Source organism: Streptomyces sp. NPDC056734, from assembly GCF_042790455.1.
In the GTDB taxonomy this organism is placed as follows: Bacteria; Actinomycetota; Actinomycetes; order Streptomycetales; family Streptomycetaceae; genus Streptomyces.
In genome coordinates this window covers 216,021-240,107 of the sequence record NZ_JBHTZD010000013.1, presented here as the reverse complement: position 1 = coordinate 240,107, position 24,087 = coordinate 216,021, and the positions used below count along the sequence as shown (strand labels likewise).

General features: G+C 72.4%; 22 protein-coding genes. 14 read left to right on the top strand and 8 right to left on the bottom strand.

All coding sequences use genetic code 11. The annotated features are described in order from the left end of the window. Window positions 1-99: 99 nt before the first annotated feature. Entirely contained in the window at window positions 100-915 is an 816-nt protein-coding gene (locus ACFRFC_RS21450; protein WP_382678679.1) for an enoyl-CoA hydratase/isomerase family protein, read from the bottom strand. Between the two features lie 94 nt (window positions 916-1,009). Between ACFRFC_RS21450 and ACFRFC_RS21445 the strand changes: the two genes are divergently transcribed. Beyond that, window positions 1,010-2,263: a CaiB/BaiF CoA transferase family protein gene (locus ACFRFC_RS21445; RefSeq protein ID WP_382678682.1), complete on the top strand. Its 1,254-nt coding sequence runs from the start codon at window positions 1,010-1,012 to the stop codon at window positions 2,261-2,263. Here the strand turns inward: ACFRFC_RS21445 and ACFRFC_RS21440 are convergent, their stop codons facing one another. Then, window positions 2,264-3,898, bottom strand: coding sequence for a FadD3 family acyl-CoA ligase (locus tag ACFRFC_RS21440; protein ID WP_382678685.1), 1,635 nt, complete (start codon window positions 3,896-3,898; stop codon window positions 2,264-2,266). 77 nt (window positions 3,899-3,975) lie between these two features. On the opposite strand from ACFRFC_RS21440, the gene ACFRFC_RS21435 reads away from it, so the two are divergent. Next, window positions 3,976-4,887: an SDR family NAD(P)-dependent oxidoreductase gene (locus ACFRFC_RS21435; protein ID WP_382678687.1), complete on the top strand. Its 912-nt coding sequence runs from the start codon at window positions 3,976-3,978 to the stop codon at window positions 4,885-4,887. Window positions 4,888-4,903: 16 nt separating this feature from the next. Next, window positions 4,904-5,293 carry a nuclear transport factor 2 family protein gene (locus ACFRFC_RS21430; RefSeq protein WP_382678690.1) on the top strand — a complete coding sequence of 130 codons (390 nt, stop codon included), beginning with the start codon at window positions 4,904-4,906 and terminating at the stop codon, window positions 5,291-5,293. A 141-nt stretch (window positions 5,294-5,434) separates the two neighbouring features. Here the strand turns inward: ACFRFC_RS21430 and fabG are convergent, their stop codons facing one another. From fabG to ACFRFC_RS21415, 3 genes are all read right to left on the bottom strand, one after another. Next, window positions 5,435-6,178: a 3-oxoacyl-ACP reductase FabG gene (fabG, locus tag ACFRFC_RS21425; RefSeq protein WP_382678693.1), complete on the bottom strand. Its 744-nt coding sequence runs from the start codon at window positions 6,176-6,178 to the stop codon at window positions 5,435-5,437. 138 nt (window positions 6,179-6,316) lie between these two features. Beyond that, window positions 6,317-7,531: an acetyl-CoA C-acetyltransferase gene (locus tag ACFRFC_RS21420; RefSeq protein WP_382678696.1), complete on the bottom strand. Its 1,215-nt coding sequence runs from the start codon at window positions 7,529-7,531 to the stop codon at window positions 6,317-6,319. Between the two features lie 19 nt (window positions 7,532-7,550). Then, window positions 7,551-8,003 carry a MaoC family dehydratase gene (locus tag ACFRFC_RS21415; RefSeq protein ID WP_382678698.1) on the bottom strand — a complete coding sequence of 151 codons (453 nt, stop codon included), beginning with the start codon at window positions 8,001-8,003 and terminating at the stop codon, window positions 7,551-7,553. A gap of 86 nt (window positions 8,004-8,089) precedes the next feature. On the opposite strand from ACFRFC_RS21415, the gene ACFRFC_RS21410 reads away from it, so the two are divergent. Next, window positions 8,090-8,857, top strand: coding sequence for an SDR family NAD(P)-dependent oxidoreductase (locus tag ACFRFC_RS21410; protein WP_382678700.1), 768 nt, complete (start codon window positions 8,090-8,092; stop codon window positions 8,855-8,857). A 24-nt stretch (window positions 8,858-8,881) separates the two neighbouring features. Further along, on the top strand, window positions 8,882-10,045 hold the full coding sequence (locus ACFRFC_RS21405) for a thiolase family protein (protein WP_382678703.1): 1,164 nt from the start codon (window positions 8,882-8,884) through the stop codon (window positions 10,043-10,045). A gap of 361 nt (window positions 10,046-10,406) precedes the next feature. Here ACFRFC_RS21405 and ACFRFC_RS21400 read toward each other — a convergent pair whose 3' ends face one another. Beyond that, window positions 10,407-11,177: an enoyl-CoA hydratase-related protein gene (locus ACFRFC_RS21400; protein ID WP_382678706.1), complete on the bottom strand. Its 771-nt coding sequence runs from the start codon at window positions 11,175-11,177 to the stop codon at window positions 10,407-10,409. Window positions 11,178-11,223: 46 nt separating this feature from the next. Here ACFRFC_RS21400 and ACFRFC_RS21395 point away from each other — a divergent pair, with 46 nt between their 5' ends. From ACFRFC_RS21395 to ACFRFC_RS21370, 6 genes are all read left to right on the top strand, one after another. Next, window positions 11,224-12,411, top strand: coding sequence for a CaiB/BaiF CoA transferase family protein (locus tag ACFRFC_RS21395; RefSeq protein ID WP_382678710.1), 1,188 nt, complete (start codon window positions 11,224-11,226; stop codon window positions 12,409-12,411). Further along, window positions 12,408-12,953 (top strand): DoxX family protein, encoded by a 546-nt coding sequence (locus ACFRFC_RS21390; protein ID WP_382678712.1) that lies wholly within the window; start codon window positions 12,408-12,410, stop codon window positions 12,951-12,953. Before ACFRFC_RS21395 ends, ACFRFC_RS21390 begins: the two co-directional genes overlap by 4 nt. Window positions 12,954-12,986: 33 nt before the next feature. Continuing rightward, entirely contained in the window at window positions 12,987-14,177 is a 1,191-nt protein-coding gene (locus tag ACFRFC_RS21385) for an amidohydrolase family protein (protein WP_382678715.1), read from the top strand. 47 nt (window positions 14,178-14,224) lie between these two features. Next, window positions 14,225-14,977, top strand: coding sequence for a GntR family transcriptional regulator (locus ACFRFC_RS21380; RefSeq protein WP_382678718.1), 753 nt, complete (start codon window positions 14,225-14,227; stop codon window positions 14,975-14,977). Window positions 14,978-15,045: 68 nt separating this feature from the next. Beyond that, the gene (locus ACFRFC_RS21375; RefSeq protein ID WP_382678720.1) at window positions 15,046-16,689 is read left to right on the top strand and encodes an AMP-binding protein; all 1,644 of its coding nucleotides are present in this window, start codon (window positions 15,046-15,048) and stop codon (window positions 16,687-16,689) included. Further along, window positions 16,689-17,504, top strand: coding sequence for an enoyl-CoA hydratase/isomerase family protein (locus tag ACFRFC_RS21370; RefSeq protein ID WP_382678723.1), 816 nt, complete (start codon window positions 16,689-16,691; stop codon window positions 17,502-17,504). The genes ACFRFC_RS21375 and ACFRFC_RS21370 overlap by 1 nt, the downstream gene beginning before the upstream one ends. 377 nt (window positions 17,505-17,881) lie before the next feature. On the opposite strand, the gene ACFRFC_RS21365 is transcribed toward ACFRFC_RS21370, so the two are convergent. Further along, a complete protein-coding gene (locus ACFRFC_RS21365) occupies window positions 17,882-19,093 on the bottom strand; it encodes a CaiB/BaiF CoA transferase family protein (RefSeq protein WP_382678726.1) in 1,212 nt (403 codons plus the stop codon). 57 nt (window positions 19,094-19,150) lie between these two features. On the opposite strand from ACFRFC_RS21365, the gene ACFRFC_RS21360 reads away from it, so the two are divergent. Together ACFRFC_RS21360 and ACFRFC_RS21355 are read left to right on the top strand one after the other, a co-directional pair. Beyond that, complete coding sequence (locus ACFRFC_RS21360; protein WP_382678729.1) at window positions 19,151-20,521, top strand: OB-fold domain-containing protein; 1,371 nt, start codon at window positions 19,151-19,153, stop codon at window positions 20,519-20,521. A 1-nt stretch (window position 20,522) separates the two neighbouring features. Further along, window positions 20,523-21,713: an acetyl-CoA acetyltransferase gene (locus ACFRFC_RS21355; RefSeq protein WP_382678731.1), complete on the top strand. Its 1,191-nt coding sequence runs from the start codon at window positions 20,523-20,525 to the stop codon at window positions 21,711-21,713. A 114-nt stretch (window positions 21,714-21,827) separates the two neighbouring features. Here the strand turns inward: ACFRFC_RS21355 and ACFRFC_RS21350 are convergent, their stop codons facing one another. Next, complete coding sequence (locus ACFRFC_RS21350; RefSeq protein WP_382678734.1) at window positions 21,828-22,553, bottom strand: hypothetical protein; 726 nt, start codon at window positions 22,551-22,553, stop codon at window positions 21,828-21,830. Window positions 22,554-22,693: 140 nt separating this feature from the next. Here ACFRFC_RS21350 and ACFRFC_RS21345 point away from each other — a divergent pair, with 140 nt between their 5' ends. Beyond that, entirely contained in the window at window positions 22,694-23,962 is a 1,269-nt protein-coding gene (locus ACFRFC_RS21345) for an ABC transporter substrate-binding protein (RefSeq protein WP_382678737.1), read from the top strand. Window positions 23,963-24,087: the final 125 nt, after the last annotated feature.

Here is a 24,087-nt window from a genome sequence, read left to right as displayed (position 1 = left end):
GAACCGCGTACACCCCGGGCACCCGGGGCCGTGACCGCCGGCGGGCCACGGCCGGCACCGGCGTCGAAGTCGCCCGCGCCGAAGTCACCCGCGCCGATGTCACCTGCCGTGGAACTCGGGGTCCCGGCGTTCCGTGAAGGCCCGCAGCCCCTCCCGGAAGTCCGGACTGCGGCTGCTCAGCTCCATGGCGTACGCCTCGTCGGCGAGATGGGCGCGCAGATCGTGTCCCGCCGCGGCGTTGAGGAGCGACTTGGTCAGGCCCAGCGCGACGGTCGGGCCCGCGGCCAGCTCCGCCACGAGGGCCTCGGCGGCCGAGGCGACCTCGGCCTCGGGGACCGCCTCGTGAGCGAGGCCCCACGCCTGCGCGTCGGCGCCGGACAGCTCCCGGCCGAGCATGAGCAACTGCCGGGCCCGCAGCGGGCCGACGATCCGGGGCAGCAGCCAGGTACTGCCCGAGTCGGGGGTGAAGCCCCGCCGCAGAAACGGGTACCAGAAGCGGGCGTCGAGCGCGGCCACGGTGAAATCGGCGGCGAGCGCGAGCTGCGCCCCGATCCCGACCGCCGCGCCGCGCACGGCGCACACCACCGGCAACTGCACCTCCAGGAGCAGCGTGAGCAGCCGGCCCGCCTGGATCGGCAGCCGGCGCTGGATGCTCCCGGTACGCGGCCTGAGGCCCGGGTCGCCGGAGTTGCGGCCGACGATGTCGAAGCCGCCGCAGAACGTGGGACCGTGGCCGGCGAGCAGGATCGCACGCAGATCCTCATCGGTGGCGGCCTGTTCGAGCGCCCGGACGAACGCGCCGAGGGACACATCGTCAAGGGCGTTGCGGCGCCGTGGATTGTCCAGGGTGAGGCGCAGGACGGTGCCCTCGACCCGCGCGTCCAGGCCCTGCGCCGACTGGTAGCTCGATCCCACCGTGCCTCCTCGATTCCCGGGAGGACGAGTCTAGCCGATAGAAATATACAATAGACAATATCTATAGTGATGTAGGTGAGGGAGAGGGGCGCACATGACCGACGACACACCACTGGGACCGAGGCTGCTGGCCGGATTCAGGGTCGTGGAGTGCTCGATGCTCGGACCGGGCGCGGTCTCCACCCCGCTCGCCGACCTGGGCGCCGACGTGATCAAGGTGGAGCCGCCCGGCGGCGACTACATCCGGCGGATGAGCTGGCCGATGGTGGAGGGCGAGTCGCTGCTCCATCTGCACATCAGCCGGGGCAAGAACAGCATCGTGCTGGATCTGCGCACACCGGCCGGCCGGGACACCTTCCTGGCCCTGGTGGCCGGCGCCGACGCCGTCATCGAGGCCATGCGCCCCGGCGGCCTGGACCGCCGCGGGCTCGGCTACTCGCGGCTGCGGGAGGTCAATCCGCGTGTGGTGCTGCTCAGCATCACCGGATACGGCATGACCGGGCCGTACCGCGAACTGCCCAGCCACGGCGTCGCCTACGACGCCTGGGCCGGTACCGTCGCCCCGGTGCCTGGCCCCGGGGGCCTGCCGTCGATCCCCGACCACACCTCCATCGGCATCACGGCGGGCCCGCTGTTCGGCACCACGGCGATCCTGGCGGCCGTGCTCAGGGCCCGGGAGAGCGGCCACGGCTGCCATCTGGAGGTCGCCCAGTCCGACGCGGCGGCGGCCTTCGACTGGCTGCGCAGCGAAGGACACCGCGCCTACCGGCGCCCGGCCGGCGAGGTGACCGGGAATCCGGCGGACGGCTTCGAGCGGCGGCCACCGGGCACCGCGGGCATGGCGGACGGTGTCCGCTACCAGTTCTACGCGTCGGCCGACGGCCACATCCTGTTCATGGCCTCCGAGCGCAAGTTCTGGAAGAACTTCTGCTCCGCCGTCGGCCGGGACGATCTGTACGAGGCCCGCCCCGGGGCACCGCTCGCCGACCACGCCCGCGGCGACCTCTGGCTGCGCCGCGAACTGGCCGCAGTCTTCCGGGAACACCCCACCGCGCACTGGATCGGGCTGGGACTCGCCCACGACGTCCCCATCGGCCCGGTCAACACCCCGGCGGACATCGGTCAGGACCCGCAGTTCGCGGACCGGATGCCCTGGCAGAGCGCGGAACGCCTCGGCGCGGACCAGCTCCCGTTCCCGGCGCGGGTCGTGGGGGAGGCGCCGCCCGCCGCGGCCGACCGGGCCCCGGCGGCCGGCCGGCACACCGAGGAGATCCTGCACGACCTCCTCGGCTACGACCGCGCGCGCATCGAGGCCTTGCGGGCGGCGGGGGCGTTCGGCCCGGAGTGATCAGCCCTGCCCGGCCTGGGCGAGACGCTCGCGCAGCTCGCCCTTGAGCACCTTCCCGGCCGCGTTGACCGGCAGGTCCGCCACCACGTGGACCTGCCGGGGCACCTTGTAGTTGGCCATGTTGTCCCGCGCCCAGGCGATGACCCCCGCCGGGTCCAGGGACCTGCCGCGCCGCGCCACGACGAAGGCCGCGCCCACCTCGCCCAGCCGCGCATCGGGCACCCCGACGACGGCCGACCGCGCGATGCCCGGATGGCGGTCGAGGACGCGCTCGATCTCGGCCGGGTACGCGTTGAAACCGCCCACGATGAACATGTCCTTGAGCCGGTCGGTGATCCGCAGCCGCCCCGACGCGTCCAGCGCGCCGATGTCACCGGTGTGCAGCCAGCCGTCCGCGTCGATGGTGGCCGCGGTCTCCGCGTCCTCGCCGAAGTACCCCTTCATGACGGTGTATCCGCGCACCACGATCTCGCCCTCCCGCCCCGGCGGCAGGAAGACGCCCGAGGCGTCGACCACGGCGACCTCCAGGCCCGGCAGCGGATGCCCGGACGTCGTCGCGACCACCTCGGGCGGATCGTCGTAGCGGCACATGGAGACGATGGCGCAGGACTCGGTCAGGCCGTAGCCGGTGACGATGTGGGAGAACCCCAGCTCCTCCTTGATCCGCACCAGCAGGGCCGGCGGGACACCCGCCGCGCCGGTCACCGCCAGCCGCAGATGACCCACGCCCTCGGCGCTGAACTCCGGGTGCTCCAGCATCGTCTGGTACAGGGCGGGGGTGCCCGGCAGCACCGTGACGCGCTCCCGGCGGACGGCGGCCAGCACCCGGGGGACGTCCAGGGTGCGCTCGGGCAGCACCGTGGCGCCGACGATCAGCGAGGCGAGCCACCCGGCCTTGTAGCCGAACCCGTGGAAGAACGGGTTGACCACGAGATACCGGTCGCCCTCGCGCAGTCCGACCACCTCGGCCCAGACGGCGTACGCCCGCAGGGTCTGGCCGTGGGTGCTCAGCGCGCCCTTGGGGTGGCCGGTCGTGCCCGAGGTGAACAGCATGTCGCAGAGGTCGTCGGGACCCACCGACGCCGCCCGGCGCCGTACGTCCTCGTCGGTCACCGCGGCTCCGGCGGCCGAGAAGTCCTCCCAGGTGCGGAACGGCCGCCGCGGCTCCCCGTCCAGCACCACCACGGTCCGCAGCGACGGCAGCCCCGTCCAGGGGAGTCCGCCGCCGGAGGGTCCCGCCTCGGCGGCGAGTTCGCCCGCGTAGTCACGGCCGAGGAACTCGCCGGTGACGACCAGGGCCCGCGCCCCGCTGCGGGCCAGGATGTACGCCGCCTCGGCCGCCCGGAACCGGGTGTTGAGGGGGACGAGCACCCCGCCGGCCCGTTGCAGCGCGAGCGCCGCGACGATCCACCGGGCGCTGTTCGGCGCCCAGATCGCCACCCGGTCGCCCTTCTCCAGCCCGGTGGCCAGGAACGACCGGGCCAGCCGGGTCACCTCGGCGTCCAGTTCGGTGTACGACATCCTCCTCGCCCCGTCGACGATCGCCTCCGCCGTGCCGCGGCGCGCGGCCATCTCGGTCAGGAGCCGGCCGGTGGTTCGCCAGCGCAGGTCGCCCCGGGGATCTGTGGTCGCCATACCAGGCACTCTCCTTCGGTGTATTGATACTATATATAGTCTGCATTGTGAGTGGTATCGAGTCTCGGGAGGTGTGCGTGACCCGTCTTCTGGAGGACAAGGTCGCGATCGTCACGGGCGCGGCACACGGCATCGGCCGTGGCCATGCCTTGGAACTGGCCCGGCAGGGAGCCCGGGTGGTGGTGAACGACCTCGGCTCGTCGGTGCGCGGCGAGGGCGAGGGGAAGGACGCCGACGAGGTCGTGGGGCTCATCGCCGGGCGCGGTGGCACCGCGCTGGCCGACTACGGCGATGTGTCCGACCCGGACGCCGTCGCCGCCCTGTTCGAGCGGACCGTCGCGGAGTTCGGCCGGGTCGACATCCTGGTGAACAACGCGGGCATCGCCCGTGACCGGATGATCTGGAACATGACCGTGGACGACTTCGACAGTGTGATGCGCGTCCATGTCCGCGGTACCTGGCTGACCACGCACCACGCGGCCCGGCACTGGCGGGCCCGGGCGAAGGCGGGGGAGCGGTTCACCGGACGGATCATCAACACCACGTCCGGCGCGGGACTCAGCGGCAACATGGGCCAGTCCAACTACGCGACCGCCAAGGCCGCGATCGTCGGGCTCACCCTCACCACCAGTCTGGAGCTGTACCGGCTGGGGGTGACCGTCAACGCCATCGGTCCCGGCGGAATGACCCGGCTCACCGCGACCATGGGCGAGGCACTCGTCCCGTTCGAGCCCGACGAACTGGCCGAGGACGCGTATCACCCGATGGATCCCGCGGGCAGTTCACCGCTGGTCGCCTGGCTCGCCAGCGCCGAGGCGCAACAGGTGACCGGCCAGGTGATCCGTGCCATCCACGACAAGATCCATCTCATGGGCGGCTGGCACGAGGCCCGGACCATCGGCAGCGGCGAGCGGCGTTGGGACGCGACCGCGCTCGGTGCCCAGGTGGCCACGGACCTCTTCGGCACCCGGGCCCCCGGACTGCGCTGACCAAGGAGGCGGACACGTGGACGAGCTGGCGGTCAGGAACGTACTGGCGCGGATAGCGCACACCTCCGACACCGGGACGATCGAGGAGTACGCCGCGTGCTTCACCGAGGACGCGCGCTGGGAGATGGCGGGCCGGCCGGTCCGGCATGGGCGGGCGGAGATCGCCGCGGCCGGTGCCGAACGCCGGGGGGCCGGCACCACCGGGCCGGGCACCCACACCCGGCATCTGGTCAGCACGGTCGCCGTCACCGTCGACGGGGACCGTGCTGTCGCGGAGTCCTGCTGGCAGTTCTGCACCGGCACCGCGGCCCGCCCCGTGCTGGCCGCGATGGGGTCGTACCACGACACCCTGCGGCGCACCGAGGCGGGCTGGCTGCTGTCCGAACGGATCGTCCGGCCCGGGTGAGCGGTCCCAGCGAGCGGGTCGCCCGTTCCGGGTGAGCGGCCTCACGGTGTGGGCCGCCCGTTCCGGGTGCGCCGTCCCAGTGCAGGGGCCCGTACCAGGTGAGCGGTCTCACGGTGTGGGCCGCCCGCACCGGGCGGGCGGTCACATGTGCCGACCGCCCGTCACCTCCAGCACGGCACCCGTCATGTAACTCGACAGATCCCCGGCGAGGAACAGCGCCACCTTCCCGATCTCCTCCGGCTCCGCGGCCCGGCCCATGGGCACCCCGGCGAGCTTCTCCTGCCAGATCTCCGGCCGCAGTGCCCCGGTCATGGCGGTGCGGACCAGACCCGGCTGGATGGCGTTCACCCGGATTCCCAGGTGCGCCAGTTCCTTCGCGGCGGCCTTGGTCAGGCCGACGACGCCCGCCTTCGCCGCGCTGTAGTTGGTCTGGCCGGGCAGCCCCACCTTCCCGGAGATCGAGGAGATGTTCACGATCGACCCGGTACGCCGTTCCCGCATGTGCAGGGAGGCGTACTTCGTGCCGAGCCAGGTGCCCAGCAGATGGACGTCCAGCACCGCGCGGAACTGCTCCTCGTCCATCGTCCGCAGGGTCGCGTCACGCGTGATGCCCGCGTTGTTGACCAGGACGTCCACGGCCCCGTAGTGCTCGACCGCGCCGGTGATCAGCGCCTCCACATCGTCCTGGAGGGTGACGTCGCACCTGACCGGGCAGGCGTCGGCCCCGCCGGCGCGCAGCGACTCTACCGCCGCCCCGGCCGAGTCGCCGTCGACATCGGCGACGACCAGCCGGGCACCGTGCTCGGCGAACACCCGGGCGATGGCCAGACCGATGCCCTGGCCGGCGCCCGTGACGATCGCGGTCCGTCCTGCGAGGAGTTCCATCCCGATCCTTTTCTGTGTGGGTGGGACAGTGAATGTGGGTGTTTCCTGGTGCGTGGGTGCGTGGGTGCGTGGGTGCGTGGGTGCGCGGCTGTCCGGGTGGGAGGGGACCGCCCGCGCGGTCAAATGGGAGGCCGACGCTCACCCCGGTACGCGCTCGAAGACCGCCGCGAGGCCCTGGCCGCCGCCGATGCACATCGTCTCCAGGGCGTAGCGACCCTGCCTGCGGTCCAGTTCCCGCAGCAGCGTGGCGAGGATGCGGCAGCCCGTCGCGCCCACCGGGTGGCCGAGGGAGATCCCCGACCCGTTGACATTGGTGCGCTCCAGGTCGGCGGCGCCGAAGCCCCATTCCCGGCAGCAGGCGAGAACCTGGGCGGCGAACGCCTCGTTGACCTCGATCAGATCGATGTCCGCCAGCGTCAGCCCGGCGCGCTCCAGCGCCACCCGGGTCGCCGGTACGGGGCCGATGCCCATCGTGCGCGGGGGCACCCCGGCGACCGCCCAGGAGACCAGCCGGGCGAGCGGGCGCAGACCGAGCCGGGCGGCGCGGTCGGGATGTGTGACCACACAGACCGCGGCCCCGTCGTTCTGGCCACTGGAGTTGCCGGCCGTGACCGTCGCCCCCTCGTCGTCGCGGGCCAGGACCGGGCGCAGCCGTGCCAGCGTGCCGAGCGACGTGTCGGGCCTGGGGTGCTCGTCCGCGCCGACCACGGTCACCCCGCCCCGACCGGGCACCTCGACGGGCACGATCTCGTCGGCGAACCGCCCCTCGCGCTGCGCGGTCACCGCGCGGACCTGGGAGGCGAGCGCCAGTTCGTCCTGCTCCTGCCGGGAGATGCCGTACTCCCTGCGCAGGTTCTCAGCCGTCTCCAGCATCCCGCCCGGCACCGGGTGGAGCCGCCCGCCCGCGGTGGTCCGGCCGCGGGCCAGCGCGTCGTGCAGGGTGAGCGCGCCGCCCTGCACCCCCCAGCGGGCCTCGGTGGAGTAGAACGCGGCCGAACTCATGCTCTCCGCGCCGCCCGCCACGACCAGTTCACTGACCCCGGAGGCCACCTGCATGGCCGCGTTGAGGACCGTCTGGAGCCCGGATCCGCACCGCCGGTCGAGCTGGAGCCCGGTGACGGTCTCGTCCAGCCCCGCGTCGAGCGCGGCCACCCGGCCGATCGCGGGCGCCTCCGAGGTGGGGTAGCACTGGCCGAGCTGCACCTCGTCGATGTGGTCCGAGGTGAGCCCCGTGCGGTCGAGCAGCGCCCGCAGCGCGATCGTCGCCAGCCCGGCCGCCGGTATGTCCCGCAGCGCGCCGCCGTACCGGCCGACCGGTGTGCGCAGGGGTTCGCAGATGACCGCTTCTCGCATGGTTCCCGCCCTTTCCCGCTCAGGCGCTGTAGCGCAGCAGCATCGAGGCCACGCACGCCGGTTTGGTCCCGCCCTCGATCTCCCAGGTGAATGCCAGCCGCAGTTGCACGCCGCCGGGCACGTCCTCGACGGACTCCAGCACCGCGCCGACCCTGACCTTGGAGTCGACGGGTACCGGCGCCGGGTACCGGATGCGGTCGTAGCCGTAGTTCACGCCCATCCGCATCCCCGTGATCCGGTAGATGTCGTTGACCAGCCGCGGCCCCAGTGACAGCGTGAGCAGCCCGTGCGTGATCGTCGTGCCGAACGGGCCCTGGGCGGCCCGCCCGGGATCGGTGTGGATCCACTGATGATCGCCGGTCAGTTCGGCGAAGGCGTCGATGTCGGCCTGGGTGACCGTCCGGTAGGGGCTGTGGCCGAGATGTTCGCCGACCGCCGCGCGCAGTTCGTCGATTCCGTTCAGCACTCGCATGAGGTGACCCCCTAACTAAATATGATATACAAAATCTGTATCATAGATCCGATCCTGCTTTGAAGCCCGTACGGGAGGACGTGCCCGTGGACACAGCGAAAAAGGTGGCCGTGGTGGCCGGGGGAGGCTCCGGACTGGGGCGTGCCACGGCCCGGTTGCTGGCCGGACAGGGCGCCGCGGTGGCGGTGCTCGACCTGCCGTCGGGACGCGGCGCCGAGACGGCCGCGGAACTGGGCGCGTCGGCCACGTTCCATCCCTGTGACGTCACCGACGCCGAGGCCACCGAAGCCGCCCTCGCGGCGGCCGTGGCGACCCACGGGGCCCTGCACATCGCGGTGAACACGGCAGGCGGCGGTGTCAGCAGACGGGTCATCGGCAAGGACGGTCCCCTGCCCCTGGAGGAGTTCCGGCGGCTGGTCGAACTCAATCTGGTGGCCACGTTCAACCTCAACCGCCTCCAGGCATGGCACATGAGCGGGAACGAGCCCGACGCGGGCGGCGAGCGGGGAGTCATCGTCAACACCTCGTCCATCGCCGCCTTCGAGGGCCAGATCGGCCAGGTGTCGTACTCCGCGGCCAAGGCCGGCGTCGCCGGAATGACCCTCACCATGGCCCGTGACCTGGGCAGCCTGGGGATCCGGGTGATGGCGATCGCGCCGAGCCTCTTCGCGACCGGCCTGATGGAGGGCGCTCCCGCCGAGGTCGTCGCCGCGCTCACCAAGGACGCCGCCTTCCCCAGACGTCCCGGATTCCCCGAGGAGTACGCCCTGCTGGCCGAGGGCATCGTCCGCAACCCGATGCTGAACGGGCAGACCATCCGCCTGGACGGCGGCCAGCGCTTCGCCCCTCGCTGATCGTCACGACAAGGAGCCGCCCCCATGCCCGACGCGCTGATCGTCTCCGCCGCCCGCACCCCCATCGGACGGTCCTACAAGGGCACCCTGCGCGACATCGACGCCTTCCGGCTGGCCCGTACGGCCGTCGCCGGGGCGGTCGGCCGGTCCCCGGTCCCGGTCGAGGACATCGACGACCTGATCCTCGCCGAGTCCCTCCAGGGCGGCGGGGACATCGGCCGGTACGTCGCCCTGGAGACTGGCCTGACCGCCGTCCCGGGGTTCGCGGTCAACCGGCACTGCGCCGGCGGGCTCACCGCCGTCCAACTGGCGGCGGCCTCGATCGGGTCCGGCATGGACCAGGTGGTCGTGGCCGGCGGCACCGAGAGCCTGAGCACCATGCCCCGCGTCCTGCGCTCCGCCCCGGCGTCGGCCGGTGACTTCCAGCCATGGATGTCGCCGACCCACCCCGAGACACCCCGTGCCCCGGCCGGGGACATGTCGGTGACCGTCGGTGAGAACACCGCGCGGCTCGCCGGGATCGGCCGCAAGGAGGCGGACGACTGGGCACTCGCCTCGCACACCCGTGCCCTCGCCTCCCTCGCGGCGGGCCACTTCGCCGCTGAGATCATCCCGGTGCCGCTGCCGGACGGCACCGTGTTCGACACCGATGAGCATCCCCGGCCGGACACCTCGGCCGAACGCCTCGCGGCCCTGCCCGTGCTCCATCCGGAGCTGCCGGGTGCCGTCGTCACCGCGGGCAACTCCGCCGGCCTGAACGACGCCGCCGCCGCCCTCGTCCTCGCCTCCGACCCCTACGTCACCGCCCACGGAATCCCCCCGCTCGCCCGGATCGTCGCCTGGGCCTCGGTGGGGGTGGCGCCCGAACGCACCGGACTGGCCCCGACGGAGGCCGTCCCGATGGCCCTGGAGCGGGCCGGCCTCACCCTCGGCGACATCGATCTGTTCGAGATCAACGAGGCGTTCACCACCGTCGTGGCCGCGTCGGCCAGGCTCCTCGGCATCGAGGAGACCCGGCTGAACGTGAACGGCAGCGGGTGCGGCCTGGGCCACCCGGTGGCCGCGACCGGGGCCCGCATGATCGTCACCATGCTGGGGGAACTGCGCCGCAGGGGCGGGACGTTCGGCTGCGTCGCGATGTGCGCGGGCGGCGGAATGGGCTCCGCCCTGGTGATCGAACTGCTCTGAACCACCCGCGGGCACGAGCCCGCCGACCGAGCCCGGGCCGCACCCTCGGGTCGGGGCGGACTCCTCGGGCCGTGATGGTCGACCTGGGGTCTGGGCGCGGGTGGGCTCTGGCCGGTCGGGCCGGGGGCGGGTGTCGGCCGGATTCCCTGGTGCGGTGGAGGGCTTGGCATGTGTGGTGGGTGGCTCCGGTCCGGTGGATGGCCTCGGGGGCGGGCTCTCGCCGGGTGAGCGGGGGAGGCATGGGGTTCGTGGTCGGGGCCGCCGGTGCTCACCGCCGCCCGCCCGTCCGCCACGCGCCGGCGCTCCCCGATTCCCTCCGCCCTGGTCCCCGCCCGTGCGCCCCGGGCTCGCCGTCCGCGCCTCAGGTTCGCCGTCCGCCGTCCCTGACCCGCCGCCGGACCCGGGCGACGGACTCGGCGAACTCGGGCTGGGCCATGGACCACTCCTGTGCCGCGAGTTCCAGGGCGAACGCCTCGTCCGCGGTGGCCGGCGGGAGGCTGCCGCGCAGGCTCTCCTTCGTCCGTCGCACCAGCCGGGGCGGCCGGGCCGCCGCCCGCGCGGCCAGCGACAGCGCGGTGGACTCCAGGTCCTCCTCCGGGACGCAGCGCCAGGCCAGTCCCCGTGCGACCGCCTCGGCGCCGGTGAGCACGTCGCCGCACAACACCAGCGCGGCGGCTCCTTGCGGGCCGATCCGCTGGGCGAGGCGCTGGAGATGGCCGCCGCCGGGGTGGATGCCCACGTCCAGGAAACACGGGTCGAACCTGGCCCGTGGGGTGACGACGACGATGTCGCAGGCGAGCGGCAGATTGACCCCGGCGCCGATGGCCGGCCCGCCGACCGCGGCGATCGTCGGGACGGGGGCGTTCGCCAGCGCCCGCATACCGGCGAACAGTTCGGGCAGCGGGTCGGCGCGGTCGACCAGCGCGTCCAGCGAACCGCCCGCGCAGAAGACCGGCGGGGCGGCCGTCAGCACCAGGGCGCGGGCGCCGGCTCCCAGCGCGGCCGACACGGCATCGGCCAGCGCGTCGCTGAGCTGCCGCGAGAGCGCGTTGCGCCGGCCGGGATCGGCCAACCGGAGCACGGCCACCGCGTCGACGAGACGTGGGACGACCAGCGCGGCAGGCTCGGTCATGAACGGCCCCTTCCATCAGACGGCATGAATATTATATACAAGCATCATGCAGCCTCTCGCCGGAATACTGGTCGTCGCCCTCGAACAGGCCGTCGCCGCGCCCCTGTGCACGCGACACCTCGGGGACCTGGGCGCCCGGGTCGTGAAGGTGGAGCGCCCCGACGGCGGCGACTTCGCCCGCGACTACGACGACGTGGTGCACGGACAGTCGGCCCACTTCACCTGGGCGAACCGGAACAAGGAGTCCGTGGTGCTCGACCTCAAGCGGCCCGCCGGGCGGGCCGCGCTCGACCGGCTCCTGGCGCGCGCCGATGTCGTCGTACAGAACCTCGCCCCGGGCGCGGCCGACCGGCTGGGCCTCGGATCGGCCGCGCTGCGGACCGGCCGGCCGGACCTCATCACCGTCGACATCTCCGGATACGGCAAGGGCGGGCCCTACGCCGACGCCCGCGCCTACGACCTGCTCGTCCAGTCCGAGGCCGGATCGTGCGCGATCACCGGAACCCCCGGATCCCCGGCGAAGCCGGGCATCCCGCTCGCCGACATCGGCGCCGGCATGTACGCCTTCGCGAGCGTGCTGGCCGCGCTCTACACCCGGCAGCGCACGGGCGAGGGCGCCGCCATCTCCGTCGGGCTCTTCGACGCCGTCGCCGAGTGGATGGGTTTCGCGCTCAACCAGGCCCGGTACGCCGGTGTCGACATCGAGCCCAACGGCGTCGGCTCACCCATGGTCGCGCCGTACGGCGCCTACCCGACCCGCGACGGCCGGACACTGGTGCTGGGCACGACCAACGACGCAGAGTGGCGCCGGCTGGCGACCGGGGTGCTGGGCCGCGCGGACCTCGCCGCCGACCCCCGCTACGCGACCAATAGCCGCCGGGTGGCCCGCCGGTCCGAACTGGACGAGCTGCTCGCCGCCTGGGCCGGGGGGCATGACCTCGCCGAGTGCCGGGCGGTGGCCGAACGCGCGGGTCTGGGCCACGCGCGGCTCAACTCACCCGGCGAGGTGCTGGACCACCCGCAGCTGACCGCGCGGAACCGATGGCGCGAGGTCGGCTCACCCGGCGGACCGGTCACGGTGCTGCTGCCGCCGCCGGAGACGGACTCCTGGGAGTGGCGGCTGGATCCGGTGCCCGCACTGGGCGAGCACACCGCGACCGTGCTGGGGGAACTGGGCTACGGACCCGAGGAGATCGCGGACCTGACCGCCGCCACCGAGCGGAGCCGGGGATGAACCCCGTCGACACCGCCGCGCTGCTGCTCCGCCTGGTCGTCGGCGGGACCATGATCGCGCACGGCTGGCACCACGCCTTCGGCGGCGGACGCCTCCCCGGCACCGCGCGCTGGTTCGAGTCCCTCGGCATCCGGCCCGGCCGGGTGCACGCCCTGCTCGCGACGGTCACCGAGACCGGCGCCGGCCTCCTGCTCGTGGCCGGGCTGCTGACCGCGCCGGCCGCGGGCGCCGTCATCGGCACCATGGCCGTCGCGCTGATCGCCCACCACCTGCGGAACGGCTTCTTCATCTTCCGCCCCGGCGAGGGTTACGAGTACGTGCTGATGATCGCCGTCGTGGCGGCGGCCCTGGCCGCGCTCGGCCCCGGCCGGGTCTCCGCGGACCACCTGCTCGGCACCGGCCTCGACGGCTGGCCCGGGCTGGCCGCCGCGGCCGGGATCGGAGGCGCCGGCGCCGCCACGCTGCTCGCCGTCTGCTGGCGCCCGTCCCGCCGGCCCGAACCGGACCCGCCGCTCCCCGCCGACGGCGCACCGGTGTCCTGACCCATCCGCGTGAACCGCCCCGAGGAGGGCCTCATGGAGATCCCCAAACTCATCGACGTCGACGCTCATGTCGTCGAGCCGCCGGGCCTGTGGCAGAGCCGGCTGCCCGCCGGGCTCCGGGACCGGGGCCCGCGCATCGTGCACGCCCCGCGCGGGGACGTGGAACTCGTCGACGGCAGGTACGTGGAGAAGCCCGGGACCGACGGCCCCGACGTCGCCTGGTGGGTGTACGAGGACACCTGGACCCAGATCAAGCGGTACGTCGCCGCCGCGGGAGTACCCGCCGACCAGGTCACCAATGAGGGCGTCACCTACGAGGACATGCGCCCCGGCTGCTGGATCCCCGCCGAACGCGTCGCGGACATGGAACTGAACGGTGTGGAGGCGCAGATGTGCTTCCCCAACTACCCGCGCTTCTGCGGGCAGATCTTCCTGTGGGGCAAGGACCGGGAGCTGGCGCTCCAGTCGGTCAGGGCCTACAACGACTGGATGGTCGACGAGTGGTGCGGCTCCAGCGGTGGCCGGCTCATCCCCCTGTGCCTGATCCCCCTGTGGGACGTCGGCCTCGCCATCGCCGAACTGCGCCGCAACGCCGCCCGGGGGGTGCGGGCCGTCGCGTTCAGTGAGCTGCCCGCCTACCTGGGCCTGCCGAGCCTGCACTCCCGCTACTGGGATCCGTTCTTCGCCGCCTGCGAGGAGACCGGCACGGTGCTGGCCATGCACATCGGCTCCGGCACCAAGACCCCGCAGACCTCCGCCGACGCGCCGGGTGCGGTCCCCGCGACCATCATCTTCGGCAACAGCGTCGCGAGCATGACGGACTTCCTGTTCTCCGGAGTCCTGCACCGCTTCCCCCGGCTCAAGCTGCTCTACGCCGAGGCCCAGATCGGCTGGGTGCCCTACCTGCTCGACCGGGCCGACGACGTATGGGAGACCCACCGGGGCTGGGCACAGGGACAGGACCAGTGCCCCGAGCCGCCGTCGACGTACTACTACCGGCAGATCACCAGCTGCTTCTTCAAGGACCGGGTGGGCGTGGAGCTGCTCGACCGGGTCGGCCTGGACAATGTGACCTTCGAGACCGACTATCCGCACCAGGACGGCACCTGGCCGCACTCGCGGGAGGCGGCGGCGGAACAGTTCGGCCATCTGGACGCGGACGCCGTCCGCAAGATCGCGCGGGGCAACGCCATTCGGCTGCTCGGGCTGGATCTTCCCACTTGATATTGTAGGTAATCTGCAATGTGCAGCAGTACCTACGAGTCAAGGACGTGACGGTCATCAGCCAGGTTCCGGATTCCGCCACCCGGTCGGCGACGGACGAGCAGAAGCCGCTGCCGGGTCACAGCCTGCCCCGGCTGAGCAGCGGCGAACAGGTGCGCCTCTATGTACGGCGGCTGGTCTTCGACGGCGTGCTCAAGGCGGGCCAGCGGGTCCCGCAGGACGCGATCGCCGACGCCCTCGGCGTCTCGCGCATTCCCGTCCGCGAAGCCCTCATCGCCCTGGAGCGGGAGGGCTGGGTGACCATGATCCCGCACCGCGGCGCGTTCGTGAACGCCCTGGACGAGAACTCCGTACGCGACCACTACGAGCTGTACGGCATGTTCTACGGCTTCGGTGTGCGCCGCGCCGTCGAGCGCCAGGGCGCCGACCTCGCCGAACGGCTCCAGCCGATCGTGCGGCGGATCCGCAAGGAGAAGGACGCGGGCGCGTTGCACGAACTGACCCTGAACTTCCACCGTACGGTGATCGACGCCGCGCAGTCGCCGCGACTCAAGACGCTGGTGCGGCAGATGACCGACATCGTGCCGGGCAACTTCTTCGAACTGGTGCCGGGCGCCGACGCCGTGGAGCGGGACGGGACCGAGGCGATCGTGACCGCGATCGAGCGCGGATACTCCGAACTCGCCGAGCGGGAGTACGCGGCCATGCTGCGCCGCCAGGGCGATCTGGTGGTCGACCTCTTCCGGGGGAAGGGCATGTTCGACGGCGACCCGGAGCCGGCGGCGGAATCGGCCTCCTGACCCGCCACGCGGCCCGTTGTCGCTCCTCTTGTTCCTGACGAGTGAATACTTTATGCGATGAGGGCGGTATGGCTGACTGGGTGAACGAGGAACAGCACACTCTGCTCGATCTGCTGGAACGGCGGCTGTCCGCCGACCCGGACGGGCCCTTCCTGGACCTGTGCGGCACCGCGTACACCGCGGCCGGTCTCGACCGGGCCGCCGAACGGATCGCGGTCGGCCTGTCCGCACTCGGCGTCGGCCAGGGCGCGACGGTCGCCACCCTGCTGGAGAACGGCTCCGAGGCCGTCGTCGCCTGGTTCGCCATCCACCGCCTCGGCGCGATAGCCGTACCGGTGAACACGGCCCTGAAGGGTGAGTTGCTGCGCCACCAACTGGCGGACGCGGACTCGGCCGTGATCATCGTGGACGCGGACCTGGCGGAGCGTGCCCTGGCCGTCCTCGGCACCCTGGACTCGGTGCGCCACCTCGTCGTCGTGGACGACGGCGGGGGAGCGCTCCCCGCCGCGCCCGGGGCCGCCGTCCACGCCTGGGCGGACCTGCTGACCGCCTCCGGACCCCGGCCGGGCGTCGTCGTGCGCCCGGCCGACCTGGGCACCATCGTCTACACGGGCGGCACCACCGGACCGTCCAAGGGCTGTGCGCTCAGCCACCAGTACCACCTGTCGATCGCGCGGCAGATCATCGACTCCTGGGGACGTACCCCGGACGACGTGGTGTGGAGCCCGCTCCCGCTCTTCCACTTCAACGCCATCTCGTGCCTGCTGACCGGCACCCTGCTCAGCGGCGGCCGGGCCGCGCTGGCCCGCCGGTTCTCCGTCTCCGGATTCTGGCCGGAGATCAACCGCACCGGCGCCACCATCGCCTCCATGCTCGGCTCCCTGGCCGTGCTCGTCGCCAAGGCCGACGACCATCCCCAGGCGAAGAACGGCGGGGCGCGGACCAGCAACACCACCCTGCGGCTGGTCACCGGCGCCCCCATGCCTCCGGAGACCGACCAGATCTTCCGGACCCGGTTCGGCGCGGCCACCTTCAGCAACGCCTACGGCACCACCGAGGCGTCCCTCATCTCCTGGCTGCCGGCCGGGAACCCGGGGCGGCCCGGCTCCGCCGGACTGGTCAACGCCGAGGCGTTCGTCGTCGGTGTCTTCGACGAGGACGACCGCGCGGTCCCCATCGGCGCCGAAGGCGAGATCGTCTGCCGGCCGCGCAAACCCCATGTCATGTTCGAGGGCTACTGGAACCGCCCCGAGGCGACCGTCGCGGCCTGGCGCAACCTGTGGTTCCACACCGGTGACATCGGCCGCCTCGACGAGGACGGCTATCTGTACTTCGTCGACCGCAAGTCCGACTATCTGCGGCGGCGCGGCGAGAACATCTCCAGCTGGGAGATCGAGAAGGTGTTCCACACCCATCCCGCGGTGCGCGACGTATGTGTCCACGCCGTGCCGAGCGAGGTCTCCGAGGACGATGTCAAGGTCACCGTCGTCCTGCGGACGGAGGCGGACGGCGCGGCCCTGACGGCGGAGGCCCTGTGCCGCTGGGCCATCGATCAACTGCCCTACTACGCCGTCCCGCGCTACTTCGAGTTCCGCGCCGCGCTGCCGCTGAGCCGGACCGGCCGCTCCACCAAGCACCTCCTGAGGGCCGAGGGCGTCACCGGCGCCACCTGGGACCGCGAGGCGGCCGGCGTCACCTTCGAGCGGCGCTGATGGGCGCCACCCCGGCCGGCCTGTCCGGCGACGATCTGGGCACCCCGTACCTCCGCCTCGAACGCGAGGGCTCCCTCGCGTGGTGCGTCGTGGACCGGCCCGACTCCCGCAACGCCCTGACCAGTGCCATGTACTTCGGCATCCGGCGTGCCGTGGACGTGGTCAACCGGGACGACACCCTGGCGGCCCTCCTCATCACCGGCACCGGCGACATCTTCATGCCCGGTGGTGAGCTGCGGGGCAGTGAGCCGGACCGCTGGCTGGACTTCCCGGACCTGCTCGGCATGGACTCCACGCCCTTCGAGGCGATCCGGCGCTCGCCCAAGCCGGTCGTCTCCGCGGTGAACGGCAAGGCGCAGGGCGGCGGTCTGATCATCGCGATGCTCTCCGATGTCGCGGTGGCGGGGGAGAGCGTCACCGTCCGCGCCCCGGAACTGCTGCGGGGCATCGCGGACACCGGCTACGCGGCCTACCTGCCCGCGCAGATCGGCATCGCCCGCGCCCGCGACATGCTCCTGACCGGACGCGAGGTGACCGCCGCCGAGGCCGAGAGCTGGGGCATGTTCAGCCGGGTCGTCCCCGACGCGCAGGTACGGGAGACGGCACGCGAGGTGGCCGTGCAGATCTGCCGGACCGCCCCGCGGGCCAGACTCCAGGTGAAGCGCATCATCAACGACGGATACGGCATGGTGGACCGCACGACCATGGACGCCTTCCTCCACTCCGACGAGATGCGGGAGGGCACCCGCGCCTTCGCCGAGAAGCGCGAGCCGTCCTGGGTGCCCGAGGAGTTCCGCACCGGCCGCCGCCTGTGACGCACGCTGTGCGCCCCGCCGAAGGGCCGACGCGCCCACCTGCGGGAGCGGCAGCACGCGCTCGTCGGCGTCCGGGTGCACGGGGGCGATCCGGTGGTCCAGGAGCCGGCGGACACCGGCGTCGTCGCCGGGGCGCGACCGGCGGCCGACGTCGACACGGCCCCCGGCGGACCGGCAGCTCGTCGCTGGAGCGGCCCTGAGGTCCGTCGCCGCCGACGGTTCGGGGGAGCCCGCAGCCGCTGTCCGCCGCCGACCGGCGCGAGCGGCCCGTGCCGCCGGGGAAGCCCGACCGGCCGACGATTCCCCAGAAGGACAACCGAAGCGTCAGTCAGGCGGAGAGTCGGACCTCCGGGCGATGCCATGGTCAATCCTCACTGTCAGGCGATGACCTCCGCGGCACGCAGCGCGGCCAGTTCGGCGGCTTCCAGGCCGAGTTCGGCGGCGAGGACGTCGTCGGTGTGTTCGCCGAGCCAGGGTGGCCGCCCGGCGTCCGACTCCGGCAGCTCACTGAGTTTCACCGGGTTTCCCGGCACGAGGACCGGTTGCCGGACGCCGTCCGTGCGGGGGATCTCGACCAGCATGTTGCGGGCGCGGACGTGCGGGTCGGCCGCCACCTGGGCGTCGGCCAGGCAGGGGCCCGCGGCGATGCCGTGCCCGGCCAGCAGCGCCGCTGCCTCGTGGGCGGTCCGGTCGGCCGCCCAGGACTCGATGGCCGGGCGCAGCACGTCCTCCAGGTGCTCCAGCCAGCCCGCCCGGGTGGCGAGCCGGGGATCGGTGGTCCATTCCGGGTGGCCCACGACCTCGGCCAGCCGGGCGAAGTGCCCTTCGCGGGCCACCTGGAGCACGAACCAGCCGTCCCTGGCCCGGAAGCCGTGCATGATCAGCGGGCCCAGTTCACCCCGGCGCAGGCCCATGGACCAGAAGTTGGTGACGATGTCCGTCATCGCGACCATGGTGTCGAACATGGCGATGTCGACGTACTGTCCGCGCCCCGTCGTCTCCCGGTGCCGCAGGGCCGTCAGGATGCCGATGGTGGCGAAGAGAGCGGCGCCGATGTCGCCGAGCGCGCCGACCGGGGCGACGGCCGGCGCGGCGCCGTCCGCGCGCTTCATCTCGTAGATCCCGGACATCGCCTCGACGACGGGGGCGTAGGCCGGCCAGTCGCGGTACGGCGTGGGGGTGGTGTTGCCGAAGCCGGAGACCGAGACGTAGATCCCGCGGGGATGGATCGCCCTGATGTCGTCGTAGCCGAGGCCCAGCCGGGACAGCACGCCGGGCCGCGAGTTCTCGGCTATCACGTCGAAGCGGGGGGCCAGGCGCAGCACGAGGTTCCGGCCGCGAGGATCCTTGAGGTCGACGCAGACGCTGCGTTTGCCCAGGTTGTTGCGGAGGAAGGTGGCGCCGACGCCCCGGCCCCGCGGGTCGGTCATGGCGGGCAGCGAGCCGCGTCCGCTGTCTCCTCTCCCGGGTGGTTCGACCTTGACGACGTCCGCGCCCAGCCGGCCGAGCAGCTGGGTGGCGTAGGGGAGGGCCTGCATCTGCTCCAGTGCCAGGACGCGGACGCCGGCCAGCGGTGTGCTCGAAGTCATGTCGCCATGGTAGATGAAGATTAGATCTTTTATACAAAATACAGATAGCCTGACTGCATGCGAGGAATCCTGGATTGGGGAGGCTACGTCCCCTTCTGGCGCCTGGACCGGGCCGAGATCGCGCCCACTCTGAAGGGGACCCGGTCCGTCGCCGGATATGACGAGGACGCGACGACGATGGGGGTGGCCGCGGCCCGGCTGGCGCTGCGGCGGACCCGGGCCGCACCGAGGGCCCTGTGGTTCGCCACCACCGATCCGCCGTACGCCGACCGCACCAACGCGACGGCGGTCCACGCGGCCCTGCGGCTGGAGCCGGCCTGCGCCGCCTACGACACCGTGGGCTCCGTGCGCTCCGCGATGGGCGCCCTGCGCGCCGCGGCACAGTCGGCGGAACCGGCCCTGGTGGTGGCGTCGGACCTGCGTACCGGCCGGCCCGGAGGCCCGGACGAAGCGGCCGGCGGGGACGGGGCCGCCGCCCTGCTCATCGGCTCCGATGCCGAGGGCCCGGTCCTCGCCGAGATCGTGGCCACCGCCTCGCGCACCGCGGAGTTCCTGGACCGGTGGCGGGTCCCCGGCGAGTCCTTCTCCCGGCTGTGGGAGGAGCGGTTCGGCGAGACGGTCTACACGGACCTCGGGCGCGAGGCGCTGGCGAGCGTCCTCGACGAGGCGGGGATCGCGCCCGGTCAGGTCGGCGCGCTCGTGGTGGCGGGCCTGCACGCCAGGGCCGCGAAGGCGGTCGCGGACACCTCGCACGTGCCCGCCGCCGCCCGGACCGACCGGCTCGACGGGCAGGTCGGCAACGTGGGCGCCGCACAGCCGGCGCTGCTCCTGGTGGCCGCGCTGGAGCGGGCGGTGCCCGGCCAGTACATCGTCCTGCTCTCGCTGTCCGACGGCGCGGACGCCGTCGTACTGCGGACGACACCGGCGCTCAAGGCGCATCCGCGGCCGGACCCGGTCGCGGCCCAGGCCGGCCGTGGCCGGACGGTGCCGTACCGGACCTTCCTGGACTGGCGCGGGATGCTCGCGCCCGAACCCCCACGGCGCCCGGAACCCGCGCGTACCTCGGCCTCGGCGGCGCTGCGCGGCCAGGACTTCAAGTACGGCTTCGTCGGGTCGGCGGACGCCGACGGGACCGTCAGCCTGCCACCGTCGGCGCTGGACCCCAAGCGGGTCCCCATGGCCGAGGGGCTCGGCACCGTCGTCACCTTCACCGTGGACCGGCTCGCCTACTCGCCCAGCCCGCCCGTGGTGTTCGCCGTCGTGGACTTCGACGGCGGCGGCCGGCTCCCGGTGGAACTCACCGACGTCGACATCGACGAACTGGCCCTCGGCGGCCGGGTCGAGATGACCTTCCGCCGGCTCCACACGGCCGACGGGGTGCACAACTACTTCTGGAAGGCGCGGCTGGTCCGCGAGACGGGGGACTGACATGGCCGCGCACCCGATCACCGATCGCGTCGCGATCGTCGGCATGGGCTGCACCCGCTTCGGCGAGCGATGGGACATGGGCTTCGACGACCTGCTGCGCGCGGCGGCCGACGAGGCGTTCGTGTCGGCGGGCGTCACCAAGGACGATGTCGACGCGTTCTGGCTGGGCACCGTGCAGTCGGGCATGAGCGGCCTGGCACTGTCGCGCCCCCTGAGGCTGCGGAACAAGCCCGTCACTCGCGTCGAGAACTACTGCGCCACCGGCTCGGAGGCCCTGCGGCAGGCGGTGTACGCGGTCGCGTCCGGCGCCTACGACGTGGCCGTGGCGATCGGCGCCGAGAAGGTCAAGGACTCCGGCTACCAGGGGCTCAACGCCTTTCCCGTCCCCGGTGACGGGACCGCCCGCTCGCTCACGGCCGCCGCCATGTTCTCGATGATCGTCCCCGCCTACGCGCGGCGTTACGGCGTGGACCAGGAGGAGATGCGCACCGCCCTCGCACACATCGCCTCGAAGAACCACGCCAACGGCGCCCGCAATCCGAGGGCGCAGTTCCGCAAGGAGATGCCGGTGGAACGGCTGCTCGCCATGCCGCCGGTCGCGGGGGGACTGTCGGTGCTCGACTGCGCGGGAGTGGCGGACGGCGCCGCCGCGGCGGTCGTGGTGCGGGCGGCGGACGCCCACCGGTACACAGATCGCCCGCTGCTGGTGAAGGCGCTGTCCTTCGTCTCCGGCGACGGCTCAGGGCTGATGGATCCGTCCTACGACTACACGACGTTCCCGGAGGTGGCCGCCGCGGCGCGCGAGGCGTACCGGCAGGCCGGAATCAGCGATCCCCGCGCGGAGCTGGCCATGGCCGAGGTCCACGACTGCTTCACCCCGGCGGAGCTGGTCCTGCTGGAGGACCTGGGGCTCGCCGACCGAGGCACCGCCCACCGCCAGGTCCAGGAGGGTGCCTTCGACCTCGACGGCGATCTGCCGGTCAATCCTGACGGCGGGCTCAAGTCGTTCGGCCACCCGGTCGGCGCCACGGGCCTGCGCATGGTGTTCGAGACCTGGCTGCAACTGCGGGGCGAGGCGCCCGCCGACCGCCGGATCGCCACCTATGGCAGGCGCTCCCTTGCGCTCACCCACAACCTCGGCGGCTATCCGGGGGAGATGGTGAGCTTCGTGGGGGTGTTCGGCACGGAGTGACGAGGGCGGTCCGGCCAGGACGGTCCGGCCGAGGTGGTCCGGCGAGGGGTGCTACGGGAGGTGGCGCACCGGGGCTCCGGCCGGACCTGAACGGGAACGCCCGGGCCGAGGGCCTCAGTCGCTCCAGTCGACGCGGTCCTCCCGGGATGGCTGGCGACCCGTCCGCATCGGGGACAGCGGGGCGTCGGCCAGCAGGACGCGCTGCCGGCCGCGGACGAACACCTCGGTGGTCGGCAGCAGTTCACGGCCCCGGGCCGCTTCCCGTTCGGCCCCGGCCCAGGCGTCCCAGGTGGGGATCGACCACAGCAGCACGCACTCGTCCCGGTTGCGCATGGCCGTGCACCAGGCGCCGGTCAGCCGCCAGCCGAAAGAGGCACCGATCTTCCCGGCGTCCTCCCACACCGCGTCGAGGAACCGCCACGCCGAGCCCGGACTCACGGTGATGAGTTCATGGGCGTACACCTCGCCCCGGTGCCGGTCGCGGGCCAGATCCTCGACGGCGGGCATCTCGGGGTGCGGGACGAGGATGCGGTCGAAGCCGCCGGACCGCATCCCGGCCGCCGCCGCCCACCAGCGGGCGAGCGCCGGATCCTGGAGGTCGGCATGGCCCAGCTCGTGCCGGAAGGAGTCGGCGAGTCCCTGGAAACCGTCCTCCTCCCAGATGTTGACGACCTTGGGCCACGGCCCGGTCGAACCGACGACACCCCAGACCCCGTAGCAGAGCTGTCCGCGCTCCTCCTGCGCGACCGGGCTCCAGTTGGCTGTCATGTGCTGCATGTATCGGGCCCGGTTGTGTCCCGTGATGTCGATGAACTCATGGATGTAGACCTTGGTGTTCATCCGAGAGGGTCCCTCCGCCGAACGATGATGGATGTATCTTATATATTGTTTTCTTTATTGACAGCCTACTTGTGCCTTCCTACTCTCGCCGCAATGCGCGGATCGGCGCGTCCACCCCGGCAGCGAAGCGGGAGTGTTGTATGCACAGTCAGAAGACCATGAGAGCCCGGACCTGGCTCATCGCCGTGGTGGCGCTGACGACCTTGTCCACGGCCTGCGCCGCGCAGACCGACGACGGGTCCTCCGGCGCCAAGAGCGATGTCCTCGGCGACACCGTCAAGGTGGGCGGGCTCGTCACCAGGACCAGCGCGATCGGCTACACCACCGCCGCGGCGGAGATCGGAGCGAAGGCCCGCTTCGAGCGGGCCAACGCGGAGGGCGGGGTGCACGGCCGCACGGTCGACTTCACCGGGGCCCAGGACGACGCCATGAACCCGGCGACGGCCGACGCCGCGGTCAAGGAACTCGTCCAGCGCGAGGAGGTCTTCGCCATCGTTCCCTGGGTGGCCTTCGGCGCCGGTGCCGCGAACGCCGCGGACGAGGCCGGTGTCTCACGGTGGGGCTGGGCGGTCAGCAGCCTGTGGTGCGGATCGAAGACCGCCTTCGGCGTGAGCGGTTGCATGCAGCCGCCGGAGACCACGGACCCGGACAGGACATGGAGCCGCGCCGTCACCGCGCACCTGCTCGCCGAGGAACTCGGCGGCACCGACGGAACGGCCGACGGCCAGACCGTCTGGATCCAGGGCTTCGACAACAGTGAGAGCAGCGAGGGTGTGAAGAGCTCCGTCGGGCTCTTCGACGCCTCCGGCTACCGGGTCGTCGGCTCGTCGTCCTCCATCCCTTCCGCCACTCCGCCACAGGACTGGCTCCCCTATGTCAACAAGATCATGGAGTCCGACAACGGCGGTCCGCCCGACGTCGTCTTCTCGGTGATGTCCGGCAAGACCAACCTGAGCATGATCGGGGCCCTGCGCAAGGCCGGCTACCAGGGCGCCATCATCGACGCCGCGAGCTACGACCCCAACCTCCTCGCCGATCCCCAGGCCGCCCAGGTCCTCGAAGGGGTCTACACGGTCAGTCAGTTCGCCCCCTTCGAGGCGGACACCCCCGAGATGCGCACCTTGATGGACGACGTCCGCGCGATCGACCCGGACCACCAGTTCACCCAGGCCACCGCGCTGGGCTACTGGTCCGCGGACGTCTTCCTCAAGGCGCTGTCCGACGCGGGCAAGGACCTCACCGCCGAATCGTTCCTGTCCGCCGCGGGCGAGATGACCTACGAGAATCCCGCCCTCGGCACGCTCACCTTCCCCTTGAACTCGACGGAACCCACTCCCTGCGGCTCCCTCGTCCAGGTGCGGCAGGGCGAGTACGTCATGGCACAGCCCCTGAAGTGCTTCACCAAGTGATCCACCCCTCCCGTCGGCCCCGCCCGGCCCCCCGGGGGGTAACCCCCGGGGGGCCCGCATGTAGGGAATATTGGGGGATTTGGTGAGCGGGGAGGGGTACGGGGGGGGGTTAGCCGTGTTGTGGT